Source organism: Novosphingobium sp. PP1Y (assembly GCF_000253255.1).
GTDB lineage: Bacteria > Pseudomonadota > Alphaproteobacteria > Sphingomonadales > Sphingomonadaceae > Novosphingobium.
In genome coordinates, this window is record NC_015580.1 from 1194378 (window position 1) to 1208541 (window position 14164).

Sequence of the window (14164 nt, forward strand, 5' to 3'; positions counted from 1 at the left end):
ACGCCATGCATGAGCACGGTTTCGTGCGCGTCGCTACCTCCACGCCGCACGTGCGCACGGCTGACGTCGCCTTCAATCGCGACGCGATTCTGGCCGAGGCGCGCCGCGCGCACGAGGCGCATGTCGATCTGCTGGTCTATCCCGAACTGTGCCTGTCCTCCTACGCGATCGACGACCTGCACCTGCAGCAGGCCATGATCGAGGCAGTCGAGGCGGCGATCGGCGAAATCGTCAAGGCAAGCGCGCAATTGACGCCTGTGCTTCTGATCGGCGCTGCGCTGCGCAAGAACGGCCGGCTCTACAACTGCGCTTTGGCAATCGCTCATGGCAAGCTTCTGGGCGCGGTTCCCAAGTCCTACCTGCCCAACTATCGCGAATTCTACGAAAAGCGCTGGTTCGCCAGCGGGAAGGACATTCGCGGTCAGTCGATCCGGGTCAACGGGCACGATGTGCCTTTCGGCACGGACCTCGTCTTTGCCTCCGAAGTTCTGCCGGGCTTCCGTTTCTTCGCCGAGATCTGCGAGGATTTCTGGGCCGCGACCCCGCCCAGTTCGCTTGGCGCGCTCGCCGGGGCGACGATCCTGTGCAACCTTTCGGCTTCCAACATCGTGATCGGCAAGTCGGACGAGCGGCACATGCTCTGCCGCTCGCAATCGGCCCGCGCGACCGCGGCCTATGTCTATTGCGCCGCCGGGCACGGCGAGAGCACGACCGACCTTGCCTGGGACGGGCAGGGCGTCATCTACGAACTGGGTGACCTGCTCGCCGAATCCGAGCGATTCTCGCTCGATCCCGAGCTGTGCATCGCCGACGTCGACTGCGACCGTATCCTCAACGACCGGATGCGCCTGCCGACCTTCAGCGATTCCGGCGAAGTGGCCGGGCGGCCCGACGAGACGTTCCGCACCGTGTCGTTCCGACACGCGCCCGCGGGGCGCGATATAGGCCTGATCCGGCAGGTGAGCCGCTTTCCCTTCGTTCCCGACCGCGCAGAGCGGCTCGATGCGGACTGCTACGAGGCGTTCAACATCCAGGTCGACGGCCTCATGCGCCGCATCGAATCGACCGGCGCGAAGTCGATGGTCATCGGCGTTTCGGGCGGTCTCGATTCGACCCATGCGCTGATCGTCGCCGCGCGCGCCTGCGACCGGCTGGGCCTGCCTCGCACATTCATCCGCGGTTACACGATGCCCGGCTTCGGCACGAGCGAGGGCACCAAGTCCAATGCCTGGAAGCTGATGAAGGCCCTGGGCATCACTGCCGACGAAATCGACATCATTCCCGCCTCGACCCGGATGCTGGAGGACATCGGCCATGCCTTCGCCGACGGTGAGCCGGTTTACGACGTGACGTTCGAGAACGTGCAGGCGGGCCTGCGCACCGATTATCTGTTCCGCCTGGCCAGCCAGAACAGCGGCTTTGTGATCGGGACCGGCGACCTGTCCGAACTGGCGCTGGGCTGGTGCACATATGGTGTGGGCGACCAGATGAGCCATTACGCGGTCAATTCCGGCGTGCCCAAGACGCTGATCCAGTACCTGATCCGCTGGTGTGCGACGACTGGCGACTTCGACAAGCCGACCGCGAAGATCCTGCTGGCGATCCTGGCTACCGAAATCTCTCCCGAACTGGTCCCGGCCGGGGCCGACGGCGCGATCCAGAGCACCGAGGCCAAGATCGGGCCATACGAACTCAACGATTTCTTCCTGCACCACGTGATGCGGTTCGGGCAGAAGCCTTCGAAAGTGGCGTTCCTTGCCTGGCATGCCTGGCATGACACGGCGGCGGGCACCTGGCCGGCCGGGTTTCCTGACGAGCGCAAGAATGCCTACGACCTGGAGACCATCCGCAGCTGGCTCGAGAAATTCCTGGGCCGCTTCTTCGCCTTCAGCCAGTTCAAGCGCTCGGCGATCCCCAACGGGCCCAAGGTGTCTTCTGGCGGGGCGCTGAGCCCGCGCGGGGACTGGCGTGCACCGTCCGATGCGAGCGCGGCAGTCTGGCTGGCGGAACTGGAAGCGCGGCTGCCCTGATCAGTCGCGCAGCGATTCGATCTCGCGCGAGAGATCGGAGCTGCGCCGATCGTCGGTGGCAATGCGTTCGAGCACCGAGATGCGTTTGCGCAGGGCTTCCACCTCGTGCTCGAGTTCTTCCTCGCGGGCGCTGTGGCCCGGCCCGCGACGGTCGCCCATGGCGCGGTATTTTTGCGAGCGCAGCCAGGTAATCGACGCGATGGCGAAGAGAACGACGACGGCAGTCCAAAAACTCATTGCGTGACAACCTCTTGTGCATCGCTGTCGCGCAAGGCCTCGATCTGCATGGCGATCGGGTTCTTGCTCTCGGCATCGGTGACAATTCTTTCCAGGACGCGCAGGCGCTGCTCCAGCTCGGCGCAATGCACCTCAAGCTGCTTTGCATGCTGCGTTTCCTTGCCGGCAAGGAGTTCCAGCTTCCGCTGCTGGAAGTCAAGCCGGCGCTTGTAGGCACCCGATGCGAGCGCGACCATGGCGATCAGTGCGCCCATGAGCGCGGCAAAGGCGATGACATCACCGAAACCCATCGTATTCTGCCCCTGTAACCCGGCCGCAAGCGGCTCTCAGTTGACGGATGTGTCCCTTTCGGACTTGCGCAGTGCGTCGCCGTCGCGCGTATCGCGCAGGGCCTCGATCTGCAGGGCGGTGTCGTAACCGCCATCGGTGATGATTCGCTCGAGTACCCGCACGCGTTCCTCGAGTTCGGCGTTGCTGGTTGCGTACTGAGCGGCCTTTTCGGCGGTCGCCTTAACCTGGAGCTCCGCCATCTTGCGCTGGTGCCGGGTCCAGATCGCTACGATCGGGATCGACAGCGCCACGATGGGGATGAGTTCCGCAAAGTTGAACATGAGAAGCGGTCCTTTCGTGAGGCCTGCGCTCAGCGCAGGCTCTCGATCTCGGCGGCGAGCCGCGAATTGCTGCTGGTGTAGTGGGCTTCCATGTCCGCCACGCGGCGGTCGATGTCGGAGATTTCCGAGCGCAGGCGCGTCGAGCGGCCCTGCCTGGAGCGGCGGCGCTCCATGCGGCGCAGCAGGCGTTCTTCCTCTTCCTCGCTGTAGAGGTAGTTGGGGCGCTTGTCGGCCAGCACCATGACCGCGATGTAGATCGGAATGGTAAGGTAGAAGCCGAAGAAAGTCAGCAGAACGGCGGCCAGACGGATCCAGAGCGCATCGACGCCCGTATAGTCGGCGATGCCGGCGCATACGCCTGCGAGCTTGGCATTCGACTTGTCGAGATAGAATTGTCCGCGTGACACTGGTGTTCCTTCCCTTGTTTGCGCGTGCCCCTGTTTGCGAATGGGCGTGCGCTGTCCCTGTTTCCCGGTCCTGGCCCATCGCGGGCGGAGCGCGCTTCCGGGAGCCTGGCGCGCGCCGCAATTATTCCGGTTGATCTTCGGCGCGCTTGCCCGATGCGTCGCTGGACTTCTCGGGGGCATGGCCCATGCTGCGCTTCATCTCGGTAAGCTCGGCCTCGATCTTGTCGCCATCGGCAAGCGCGGCGATTTCCTCGGCGAGCGTCGGCTGGCGCCTGTCGGCGAGGCCCAGCGCCTCGGCCCGACCTTCGGCATAATCGACGCGCCGCTCAAGCTGGTCGAAGCGTGCCATCGCCTCGTCCACGCGCTCGCTCGAAAGCAGGGTGCGCAGTTTGACCCTATTTTCGGCGCTCTGCAAGCGTGCGGCGATGGAGCTCTGGCGGCTGCGGGCCTCGCGAAGACGGCTCTGCAGCTTTTCGATATCTTCCTCGTAGGCGCGCAGCGCATCGTCCAGGACAAGGACTTCCTCGCGCAGCTGGGTCGCCATGTCCGCGGCCTTCTTGCGTTCGATCAGCGCGGCGCGGGCAAGGTCCTCACGGTTCTTGCTGAGGGCCAGCTGGGCCTTGTCCGCCCAGTCGTCCTGCAGCTTTTCCAGCTTGGCGACATGGCGGCGCAGTTCCTTCTGGTCGGCGATCGTGCGCGCGCTCGAAGTGCGGACCTCGACGAGGGTCTCCTCCATCTCGAGGATGATCAGCCGGATCATCTTGGCGGGATCTTCGGCCTTGTCGAGCATGTCGTTGAAGTTCGCGGCGATGATGTCGCGCGTGCGGGAGAAGATACCCATCCTGATGTTTCCTTTGATGTAGGTCGGGCCGAAGTTCTGGGTCTGGGCGTCGGTTGGGGCGCTGCCGAAGCGGGCCTCGCCGGTGCAGGAGTGCTTGACCGGATTCTGGAGGATTTCGATTTCCGCGTCGAGCCTGCTCATTGCAGCGGCACTCCGCAGACGGGCGAAGCGGCATAGGCCTTGGCCGGACCGACCTGGTCGGACAGGACCAGGATATTGAGAGTGCCCATGGCGAGGACGCTGGCGATGATCGCCCAGTCAAGCTTGCTGCGCACGGTGGGCCCTTCCGGCTGGCGGTCGGTGCGTTCGGTGCTTGCGATGCTGGTCGACATGACGTGAATTCCCTCAGTTTCCGGTCTTGCGTTCACTACGCCCCATCGAACGCAAAGGGCGTGCCAATTGCCCGAAATGGCGGAATTCCTGTGGTTCATCCGAAGATTGAAGGTCCACGGAAAAGATGAATTGCCAACTAATGGGAAATTTCGCTAATTATTGGTCATGGATCGCGATGTGCAGTTCATCGGCCAGTCGACGGCCTTCCTCGATGCGGTGGAGCGGGCCAGTCGGGCCGCCGCCGTCAGCCGGCCGGTTCTCGTCATCGGGGAGCGCGGGACCGGCAAGGAACTGATTGCCCAGCGACTTCATCGCCTGTCTCCCCGCTGGGACGAGGCGCTCGTGACCATGAACTGCGCGGCACTTCCCGAAACACTGATCGAGGCCGAGCTGTTCGGTCATGAAGCGGGCGCCTTCACGGGGGCGGTCAAGGCAAGGGTCGGGCGCTTCGAGGAAGCGGACCGCGGCACCCTCTTCCTCGATGAGCTGGGAACATTGTCAATGGCCGCGCAGGAACGGCTGCTGCGCGCGATCGAGTATGGCGAAATCGCCCGGATCGGATCTTCGCGGCCCTCTATGGTCGATGTGCGCATCGTGGCCGCCACCAATGCCGACCTTCCGCGCCTTGCCGAAGAAGGCAGGTTTCGCGCCGACCTGCTGGATCGGTTGAGTTTCGAAGTCATCAATCTTCCGCCGCTGCGGGCGAGGGAGGGGGATGTCTTCGAACTGGCGGACTATTATGGGAGACGCATGGCCGCCGAACTGGAGTGGCAGGGGTGGCCCGGCTTCAGCGCGGCCGCATGCGATGCGCTCGAAGGTCATGAGTGGCCGGGCAACGTTCGCGAGTTGCGCAATGTCGTGGAGCGGGCGGTCTATCGCTGGGGACTGGAAGACGAACCGATTGCCGAAATCGTGTTCGATCCCTTCGAAAGCCCATGGCATCGACCGGATTCGCTACAAGAGCCACGCGCCCGCATTCGGGTAGACGGGACGCCGTCTCAGGAGCGGGCCTTGTCGGCGCCGGAGCCGGAGCAGGTCGACGACTTGCGCGCGGCGGTCGACGCCTACGAAAACAGCCTGGTGCGCGCGGCGCTCGATCGGCACCGCTGGAACCAGCGTCGAGCGGCTGCTGCGCTGGGGCTTACTTATGATCAGATCAGGCACTGTATCCGCAAGCACCGAATCATGGCGACGGAATAACTGGCGCGCGACCTTGTCACGGGCGGGTCGCTTTGCCATGCAATTAACTGACAGCTTAGGATAAGGCCGGGGTCGTTTATGGCGTGCCGGTTTGTCGTGTAGGGTAGGCATACAATAGGCGGGCGAGTCGTATTCCGGTGTTCGACGAAGATGAAGCCAGGTCACTGCTGGACAGCCTGACGGCCAAGCAGGTCGAAGTGTTGGACCTGCTCGCGATGCACCGCACCACCAAGGAAATCGCGCGTGAGCTGAACATCGCGCCCAATACGGTCGACCAGCGCATTTCCGCGGTTCGTGACAAGTGGGGGACGACCAACCGCAAGGATACCACGCGGCGCTATGTCCAGCTTCTTGAGCTATGTGACAAAACCATATGTGATTTTTCACGTGTCGACGGTGAGCCCGGCGGCGGGGATGACGCTGATCAGGACTTGCCGGTCGATCCGGTCTTCGTCCTCTCCGATGCAAGGCCGATGGCGATGCATCGCGAGTGGTACGAGGACAAGGGACGGCGACCGGCGGGCCTGGAGGCTTTCGATGCGAAATTCGGCAGGGCGGGGCGGCTGGTGGCCATTCTCGTTCTGGCCATGATCATGGCGATGACGCTCGCGTCTTCGCTGGCCATTGCCGATGCCCTGGGCAGGCTGATCTGACGGTCGGCCCTGACGGGGCGAACCGGCCCGGTTGAGCACCGATTGCCTTCGAACCTGAATGAGCGCCGGGGGCGCCAGCGGAGATGAAGAGCATGACTCCTGAAATTGCTGGAATGCGGATTTCCCGCAGCATCAAGTCGGTGGAAACGGGCATGGACGAACTGCTCGCCAAGGCCGGAGAACTTCTTGCCGAAATCGCTCGGGGGCGTATCGCCACGACCGAAGATGCCTATGAAGGTCAGCGCCCGATGATGAGGGTCGCGAACATGCAGCGCAATCTGATGGAAGCGCGTTCGGAACTGGTTCGTGCGCACTCCGATCTGTCCAAGCTCGCGGAACGCATGGACATTCCTTACGAGTGCCCGGATAATCGCGGCGAGTTGCGCGACCTCGACCTGGAGCGCGCCGTCGCCTGAGGAATGAGGAGGGGCAGGTTTGGGAAGTGAACAATTGGCATTCTTCCTGTTGCTGCCCCTCTCCCTCATTCTGGCGACATGGAAGGGCGGGGCGCCGGAGCGTTACGGAGCACTGGTGATCGTCGCGATGGCCGTGATCCAGCGGATCGCCATCGTCTTCGTGCCCAGCCATTTCGTCAGCGTCGATCCGGCGGCACTCGTGACCGATTTCGTCGGTCTTACGGGTTTTGGAATACTGGCTGTTCAAGCCCGGAGAATTTGGCCGATATGGGCAGCGTCCCTACAACTCCTCAGCGTGAGCGCGCACTTCGCGCGGTGGGCGGACATCGGCGTGCCGCCGTTCGTCTACGCGCTGATGCGCGGCTCTCCGACCTTCGTGGCCCTGGCGGCCCTGCTGGTGGGGACGGTCCTGCACATGGTCAGATTGAAGCGGAATGGAGCCGATCCCTCATGGCAGAACTGGTCCCGGGGGCCTGCGTCGTCAGGCCGCTATCCGGAGCGACCCTCGAATCGCTGGTGAGCCAGATCGGCGGTTTGCGCCATGAAGTCGTGGTTGCGCTCCTGTTCGATGTTCGCGGCATACTGGTAACCTGTCTGTCCGGCAGTGAAGGGACAAGCGCATCGGTGCGCGGGCGCTATCGTCCGCTGCTCAAGCGCATCTTCGATGTTGACGCGACAGGGCTGGTCCTCGTCCACAACCATCCCTCCGGCGATCCGAGCCCGAGCGAGGCGGACATTGCTGCCACGCGCCAGCTAGCCGCGATCGCGCGAGCGGTGGAAGTCGAGTTTTTCGATCATCTCGTCATTGCCGGACGCATGGCCGTAAGCATGCGCAGGGCGGGATTGATGATCGGCCGTCCCGGCCGGTCCAAAACTTAGCCGACATCCCTGCCTATCGCGGGATACGAATCGTGCGCCGGGCAGGCGCGGGGTCTCGGGGCAAGAGCTGCATGGGGGAGTAGCGGCCTGTCGTTACCGGTGTGGTCAGCGTCCGGTACGGCAGGTCGCGCTTCGGGTTTCTCGGGTCTTCGCCCAGATTGCCGCCGCTTTCATCGGGCCTTGCGTTTTGAAGGCAATGCGCTTATCTGCGCCTCATCCCGACATTGGTGAAACAAGGTTCGGGCTGGCGCCGGAAGGGGCCGGCGCGGAACCGCGTTGCATCGATGTGCTACGGGTAAACCAGTGATTTAACGTGGAGTTTCGTTTGGTCGATATCGCGCGCCTTGTCGAAGTCATCGAACCTGAGGTCAAAGCCCTGGGATTCGATCTCGTGCGCGTGAAGCTGTTCGGCCGTTCGGAAGTCGGCGACGATGAGCATGCGCTGCAGATCATGGCCGAGAACCCGAAGACCGGGCAGCTCGTCCTCGACGACTGTGTGAAGCTTTCGCATCGCATCTCCGATCGCATGGACGCTCTTGAAGAGGCGGGTGAAGTCCTGATCGAAGAGGCCTACCGCCTCGAAGTCAGCTCGCCGGGTATCGATCGTCCGCTCACGCGTCCCAAGGATTACGTCAACTGGGCCGGTCACGAGGCGCGAATCAATCTGACCGCTCCCATCGAGGGCAATCGCAAGACGCTGAATGGCGAACTTGTCGGCCTCGACGGTGAAACGGTCGAATTCGAAGACAGGAAATCGGGCCGGGTAACTTTCCCGCTGTCCGACGTTCATTCCGCGCGGCTGGTCCTTACCGACAAGCTGATTGCTGCAACCCGCCCGCTGGATACGAGCGGCGCCGACGAGATTCTCGAGGAACAGGAAGACTAAGCCATGGCCAGTGCGATTTCCGCCAACCGCGCCGAGCTGCTTGCGATCGCGAACTCCGTCGCATCGGAGAAGATGATCGACAAGTCGATCGTCATCGAGGCGATGGAAGAAGCCATCCAGAAGTCGGCCCGCAACCGTTACGGTGCAGAGAACGACATTCGTGCGAAGCTCGATCCGCGTACCGGCGACCTGCGCCTGTGGCGCGTCGTCGAAGTGGTCGAGCACGTCGAAGACTATTTCAAGCAGGTCGATCTCAAGCAGGCCGAAAAGCTGCAGAAGGACGCCAAGATCGGTGACTTCATCGTCGATCCGCTGCCGCCGGTCGATCTCGGTCGCATCGATGCGCAGTCGGCCAAGCAGGTGATCTTCCAGAAGGTCCGCGATGCCGAACGCGACCGCCAGTACGAGGAATTCAAGGATCGTGCGGGTGAAGTCATCACCGGCGTGATCAAGTCGGTCGAATTCGGCCACGTGATCGTCAACCTCGGCCGCGCCGAAGGCGTCATCCGCCGCGACCAGCAGATCCCGCGCGAAGCGGCCCGCGTCGGCGAGCGCGTGCGCGCGCTGGTCCTGCGTGTCGAGCGCCAGAACCGCGGTCCGCAGATCTTCCTGTCTCGCGCACACCCCGAGTTCATGAAGAAGCTCTTCGCGCAGGAAGTGCCCGAGATCTACGACGGCATCATCGAGATCAAGGCGGCCGCCCGCGACCCGGGGTCGCGCGCCAAGATCGGCGTGATCAGCCACGATCACTCGATCGACCCGGTCGGCGCCTGCGTCGGCATGAAGGGCAGCCGCGTCCAGGCCGTCGTGCAGGAACTGCAGGGCGAGAAGATCGATATCATTCCCTGGAGCGAGGACACCGCGACTTTCGTCGTCAACGCGCTGCAGCCCGCGACCGTCAGCCGCGTCGTCATCGACGAAGAAGAAAGCCGCATCGAAGTCGTCGTGCCCGATGACCAGCTTTCGCTGGCGATCGGCCGCCGCGGCCAGAACGTGCGCCTCGCTTCGCAGCTCACCGGTTCGCAGATCGACATCATGACCGAGGCCGAGGCTTCGGAGAAGCGCCAGAAGGAATTCACCGAGCGCTCCAAGATGTTCGAGGACGAACTCGATGTCGACGAGACCCTCTCGCAGCTGCTGGTTGCCGAAGGCTTCACCGAGCTGGAAGAAGTCGCCTACATCGAACTGTCCGAGCTGGCCGCGATCGAGGGCTTCGACGAGGAACTTGCCGAAGAACTTCAGAGCCGCGCCCACGAAGCGCTCGAGCGCCGCGAGGAGGCCGCCCGCGAGGAACGCCGCGCGCTGGGCGTCGAGGATGCCGTGGCCGAGCTGCCGCACCTCACCGAAGCGATGCTGGTCACGCTCGGCAAGGGCGGGATCAAGACGCTCGACGACGTTGCCGACCTCGCCACCGACGAACTCATCGCCAAGAAGCGTTCCGAGCAGCGTCGCCGCGACGGCTCGGTCAACCGACGCGCCCGCGAAGAGGACAAGGGCGGTGTACTCGGCGAGTACGGCCTGACCGAAGAGCAGGGCAATGAAATCATCATGGCCGCTCGCGCCCACTGGTTCGACGACGAACCGGCGGACGAAGCGCCTGTAACCGAGGAGGCCGCCGATGCGGAATCCTCGCAATGAGCGCTTAAGCTCCGACATCGATAGTGCCAGCCCGGAAAGGACCTGCATCCTTTCCGGCGGGACGGCTGCGCGGGACGAACTCCTGCGCCTTGCGATCTCGCCCGACGGCCTCGTCCTTCCGGACGTCCACGCGCGTGCCCCCGGGCGCGGCGCGTGGATCGGCGTGTCGCGCGAGGCTCTTGAAAAAGCGGTCGCGAAGGGCAAACTTAAGGGAGCGTTGGCTCGCGCCTTCAAGGGTGCGCCACTGTCCGTTCCCGACGACCTGGCAGATCGGATCGAGCAGGCGCTGATTCGCGCGCTGACCGAAAGGCTGGGCCTTGAACTGAAATCGGGCAAGCTGCTCATGGGTTCGGACCGCATTGCGCAGAACGCGCGTGAGGGCCGGGTCGAGTGGCTTGGTCATTCCGCCGATGCGAGCCAGGACGGCTCGCGAAAGCTCGATCAGGCCTGGAGGGTCGGTAGCGAGGCGGAGGGAAGCGGCCTGCAAGGGACGCGCTTGCCACTGGACCGGGAGACACTGTCTGTGGCATTGGGCCGCGACAACGTCGTTCACCTGGCGCTGACCGATCGCGGCGCGGCTAATCGAGTCGCATCGCTGCTGCAGCGCCTCCTGCATTTCCAGGGGCAGGCCGCGTCCGAAGGGCACGCGGTCGGTATGGATGAAGATAACGGGCAGGCTGGCGCCGCGCCCGTCACGACGAATTGAGATTGAAGGGCACGACGAGAGATATGAGCGAGACCGACAACAAACCGACCCTGGGCCGCAAGCCGCTTGGGCTTAAGCGCTCGGTGGAAGCGGGTGAGGTCAAGCAGACCTTCAGCCACGGCCGCACCAACAAGGTGGTGGTCGAGGTCAAGCGCCGCAAGATCCTCGGAAAGCCGGGGGCGGGCGACGTCGTGGAAACCAAGGCCGAGGAAACTCCGGCGCCCGAAGCCAAGGCAGCGCCCCAGAAGCCTGCACCGGCTCCGGCGCCCGCGCCCAAGAAGCCGGCTGCTCCTGCGGGTGAGACCCGTCAGGAAATGCAGGCTCGCCTGCTGCGCGAGGCCGAGGAAGCCCGACTCACCGCGCTGGAGGAAGCCAATCGTCGCGAGCAGGAAGAAAAGCTGCGCGCCATCGAGGAAGAAAAGCGCCGCGCCGAGGAGAATCGCCGCGCCGAGGAAGAGGCCGCCAAGGCCAAGGAAGCCGAACAGGAAGTGGCCAAGGCCGCTCCTGAGCCGCAGCCCGAAGCCAAGGCTGAACCCGCAGCGGAAACTGCAGCAGAACCCGAGCAGGCCAAGGAAGCTGAGCAGGACGCGCCCGAGGCTGCTGCTGCTCCCACTCCCGCAGGCAAGACCAGGGAAGCCGGAGCCCCGGCGCCCGCGCCGCGCCGCTTCACTCCGGTCAAGCGCCCCGAACCTGCGGCCCGCAAGCCGGAGGGCGGCGCATCGGGTGGCGGTGCCGCCGGCGGCGGAGCCAGCAAGGGGCCGGCGGGCGCCAAGAAGGGCGCGCCCGCTCCGCGTGGTGGCGACCGCAAGGCTCCCGATCATCGTCGCCAGTCCGGCAAGCTGACCGTCAGCCGCGCGCTGAACGAGGACGAAGGTGCACGTGCACGTTCGCTCGCTGCACTCAAGCGCGCCCGCGAGAAGGAGCGTCGTGCGCACTTCTCGGGCCAGAGCCAGCAGCGTGAGAAGCAGGTTCGCGACGTCATCGTCCCCGAGGCGATCACCGTTCAGGAACTGGCCAACCGCATGGCCGAGAAGGGTGCCGACCTCGTGAAGGCGCTGTTCAACATGGGCATGATGGTCACTGTCAACCAGACGATCGACCAGGATACCGCAGAACTGCTCGTCACCGAGTTCGGCCACAACATCGAGCGCGTTTCGGAAAGCGATGTCGACATCGACACAACCGGCGACGTCGATGCCGATGAGACGCTGAAGGCGCGTCCTCCGGTCGTGGCGATCATGGGTCACGTCGACCACGGCAAGACCAGCCTGCTCGACGCCCTGCGCGGCACGGACGTGGTGCGCGGCGAAGCCGGCGGCATCACGCAGCACATCGGTGCCTACCAGATCAAGACCAAGAACGGGGCTCAGCTCACCGTGCTCGACACGCCGGGTCACGCGGCCTTCACCCAAATGCGCATGCGCGGTGCCAATGTCACCGACATCGTCATCCTGGTGGTAGCGGCCGATGACGGGATCATGCCGCAGACGATCGAGGCCATCAATCACACGAAGGCCGCGGGCGTTCCGATGATCGTGGCGATCAACAAGTGCGACAAGGAAGACGCCAACCCGCAGAAGGTGCGTGAGCGCCTGCTCGAGCACGAGATCATCGTCGAGCAAATGTCGGGTGACGTTCAGGACGTTGAAGTCTCGGCGAAGACCGGCAAGGGTCTCGACGAGCTGATCGAGAAGATCCTGCTCCAGGCCGAGTTCATGGAACTCAAGTCCAATCCGGACCGCGCCGCGGAAGCGACCGTCATCGAAGCCAAGCTCGACAAGGGCAAGGGCCCGGTCGCGACCGTCCTCGTCAACCGCGGCACGCTCAAGCGTGGCGACATCTTCGTGGTCGGCACCGAGAGCGGCCGTGTTCGCGCGATGAACGACGACAAGGGGCGCCAGGTCAAGGAAGCCGGACCGTCGATGCCGGTCGAGGTCCTCGGTCTCGGCGGCGTGCCGATGGCCGGCGATGTGCTGACCGTGGTCGAGAGCGAGCAGCGTGCCCGCGAAGTCTCGTCCTATCGTCAGGAGCAGGCGACCGCCAAGCGCACGGCGACGGCGCCGGCGAGCCTCGACACGATGTTCTCGGCGCTGGCCGCCAAGCAGAACGTCATCGAGTATCCGGTGGTCATCAAGGCGGACGTCCAGGGTTCGGTGGAAGCGATCAACAACGCGCTCCACAAGCTCTCGAACGACGAGATCAAGGTCCGCATCCTGCATTCGGGCGTGGGCGCGATCACCGAGAGCGACGTGACCCTGGCTTCGGCCTCGGGCGCGCCGATTGTCGGCTTCAACGTCCGTCCCAACGCCAAGGCGCGCGAACAGATCGAGAAGACCAAGACCGAGATGATGTACTACGATGTCATCTACGAACTCACCGAGGAAGTCGCCAAGCAGATGGCCGGCATCTGGGGTCCGGAAAAGGTCGAGACAGTCGTCGGTCGCGCCGAGGTCAAGCAGGTCTTCCCGGCCGGCAAGAAGGACAAGGCGGCCGGCCTGCTGGTCGTCGAAGGCGTCATCCGCAAGGGGCTCCATGCCCGTCTTACCCGCAACGACGTCATCGTTTCGGCAACGACCATCGCTTCGCTGCGTCGCTTCAAGGACGACGTCGACGAAGTGCGCACCGGCCTCGAGTGCGGCGTGGTTCTGGCTGATACCAACGACATCAAGCCGGGCGACCACCTCGAAGTCTTCGAGGTCAGCGAGCGCGAGCGCACGATCGGCTGAGGCCCTTCGCGCGTTCCCCGGTGCCGCGGTGCGGTACCGGTAGGATCGATGGATTGATGGGGTGGCGATCGCGAATCGCTGCCCCATTTCCCTTGTGAGGCAATCTCATGAGGGACACCGCCAGGGGACGGCTGCGGGCCGTTCTCACGTGTTGCAAATTGCCGCCGGGCACCCAAATGGACGCAGACGATGGCACGCCAGCAAGTTACCCCCGAACAGCATTCTGTCCGCCTCCTGAAGGTGGGCGAACAGGTGCGTCATGTGATCAGTGAAGTTCTGACCCGGCAGCAGGTGCACGACGACACTTTGAGCGGGCATTCGGTGTCGGTCACCGAAGTGCGCATGACGCCGGACCTGCGGCAGGCCACCGTTTATGTGAAGCCACTGCTCGGCATGGACGAGGAAGCGGTGCTCAAGGCGCTGCGGACCAACACGGCCTATTTCCAGCGCGAAGTGGCACAGCGCCTGAAGCTCAAGTTTGCGGCCAAGATCCGGTTCCGCGCCGACGAGACTTTCGACGAGGCAAGCCGCATCGACGCGCTCCTGTCCGATCCGCGCGTGAAGCGCGATCTCGACCAGGAAGACTGATCGCCGTCGAGCC

Annotated in this window: 17 protein-coding genes; 11 read left to right on the plus strand and 6 right to left on the minus strand. The window is 64.1% G+C overall.

The window, feature by feature from the left end:
* Positions 1–5 precede the first annotated feature (5 nt).
* Complete coding sequence (locus tag PP1Y_RS11740; RefSeq protein WP_173364747.1) at positions 6–2030, plus strand: NAD(+) synthase; 2025 nt, start codon at positions 6–8, stop codon at positions 2028–2030.
* On the opposite strand, the gene PP1Y_RS11745 is transcribed toward PP1Y_RS11740, so the two are convergent.
* From PP1Y_RS11745 to PP1Y_RS11770, 6 genes are all read right to left on the minus strand, one after another.
* On the minus strand, positions 2031–2267 hold the full coding sequence (locus PP1Y_RS11745) for a hypothetical protein (protein ID WP_041558808.1): 237 nt from the start codon (positions 2265–2267) through the stop codon (positions 2031–2033).
* Positions 2264–2557, minus strand: a complete 294-nt coding sequence (locus PP1Y_RS11750; RefSeq protein WP_013832432.1) for a hypothetical protein — start codon at positions 2555–2557, stop codon at positions 2264–2266. Before PP1Y_RS11750 ends, PP1Y_RS11745 begins: the two co-directional genes overlap by 4 nt.
* 36 nt (positions 2558–2593) lie before the next feature.
* A complete protein-coding gene (locus PP1Y_RS11755) occupies positions 2594–2878 on the minus strand; it encodes a hypothetical protein (protein WP_007013666.1) in 285 nt (94 codons plus the stop codon).
* 29 nt (positions 2879–2907) lie between these two features.
* The gene (locus tag PP1Y_RS11760; protein WP_007013667.1) at positions 2908–3285 is read right to left on the minus strand and encodes a PspC domain-containing protein; all 378 of its coding nucleotides are present in this window, start codon (positions 3283–3285) and stop codon (positions 2908–2910) included.
* 121 nt (positions 3286–3406) lie between these two features.
* On the minus strand, positions 3407–4267 hold the full coding sequence (pspA, locus tag PP1Y_RS11765; RefSeq protein ID WP_013832433.1) for a phage shock protein PspA: 861 nt from the start codon (positions 4265–4267) through the stop codon (positions 3407–3409).
* Positions 4264–4458 (minus strand): hypothetical protein, encoded by a 195-nt coding sequence (locus tag PP1Y_RS11770; RefSeq protein ID WP_051010021.1) that lies wholly within the window; start codon positions 4456–4458, stop codon positions 4264–4266. Before PP1Y_RS11770 ends, pspA begins: the two co-directional genes overlap by 4 nt.
* Before the next feature lie 166 nt (positions 4459–4624).
* On the opposite strand from PP1Y_RS11770, the gene pspF reads away from it, so the two are divergent.
* The 10 genes from pspF to rbfA all read left to right on the plus strand — a co-directional run bounded on the left by pspF (position 4625) and on the right by rbfA (position 14151).
* Positions 4625–5659, plus strand: a complete 1035-nt coding sequence (gene pspF, locus PP1Y_RS11775; RefSeq protein WP_013832434.1) for a phage shock protein operon transcriptional activator — start codon at positions 4625–4627, stop codon at positions 5657–5659.
* A gap of 137 nt (positions 5660–5796) precedes the next feature.
* Positions 5797–6312, plus strand: a complete 516-nt coding sequence (locus PP1Y_RS11780) for a helix-turn-helix transcriptional regulator (RefSeq protein ID WP_013832435.1) — start codon at positions 5797–5799, stop codon at positions 6310–6312.
* A 92-nt stretch (positions 6313–6404) separates the two neighbouring features.
* The gene (locus PP1Y_RS11785) at positions 6405–6728 is read left to right on the plus strand and encodes a hypothetical protein (protein ID WP_232512642.1); all 324 of its coding nucleotides are present in this window, start codon (positions 6405–6407) and stop codon (positions 6726–6728) included.
* A 34-nt stretch (positions 6729–6762) separates the two neighbouring features.
* Positions 6763–7248: a hypothetical protein gene (locus PP1Y_RS11790; protein ID WP_041558809.1), complete on the plus strand. Its 486-nt coding sequence runs from the start codon at positions 6763–6765 to the stop codon at positions 7246–7248.
* Positions 7245–7607, plus strand: a complete 363-nt coding sequence (locus PP1Y_RS11795; protein WP_041558810.1) for a JAB domain-containing protein — start codon at positions 7245–7247, stop codon at positions 7605–7607. The genes PP1Y_RS11790 and PP1Y_RS11795 overlap by 4 nt, the downstream gene beginning before the upstream one ends.
* 325 nt (positions 7608–7932) lie before the next feature.
* Positions 7933–8493 carry a ribosome maturation protein RimP gene (gene rimP / locus PP1Y_RS11800; RefSeq protein WP_041558811.1) on the plus strand — a complete coding sequence of 187 codons (561 nt, stop codon included), beginning with the start codon at positions 7933–7935 and terminating at the stop codon, positions 8491–8493.
* Between the two features lie 3 nt (positions 8494–8496).
* Positions 8497–10131, plus strand: a complete 1635-nt coding sequence (gene nusA, locus PP1Y_RS11805; RefSeq protein WP_013832439.1) for a transcription termination factor NusA — start codon at positions 8497–8499, stop codon at positions 10129–10131.
* Positions 10112–10837 carry a DUF448 domain-containing protein gene (locus PP1Y_RS11810; protein WP_013832440.1) on the plus strand — a complete coding sequence of 242 codons (726 nt, stop codon included), beginning with the start codon at positions 10112–10114 and terminating at the stop codon, positions 10835–10837. The genes nusA and PP1Y_RS11810 overlap by 20 nt, the downstream gene beginning before the upstream one ends.
* A gap of 23 nt (positions 10838–10860) precedes the next feature.
* On the plus strand, positions 10861–13563 hold the full coding sequence (infB, locus tag PP1Y_RS11815) for a translation initiation factor IF-2 (protein WP_041558812.1): 2703 nt from the start codon (positions 10861–10863) through the stop codon (positions 13561–13563).
* A 189-nt stretch (positions 13564–13752) separates the two neighbouring features.
* A complete protein-coding gene (gene rbfA / locus PP1Y_RS11820) occupies positions 13753–14151 on the plus strand; it encodes a 30S ribosome-binding factor RbfA (protein WP_013832442.1) in 399 nt (132 codons plus the stop codon).
* The last annotated feature ends 13 nt before the right edge of the window (positions 14152–14164 follow it).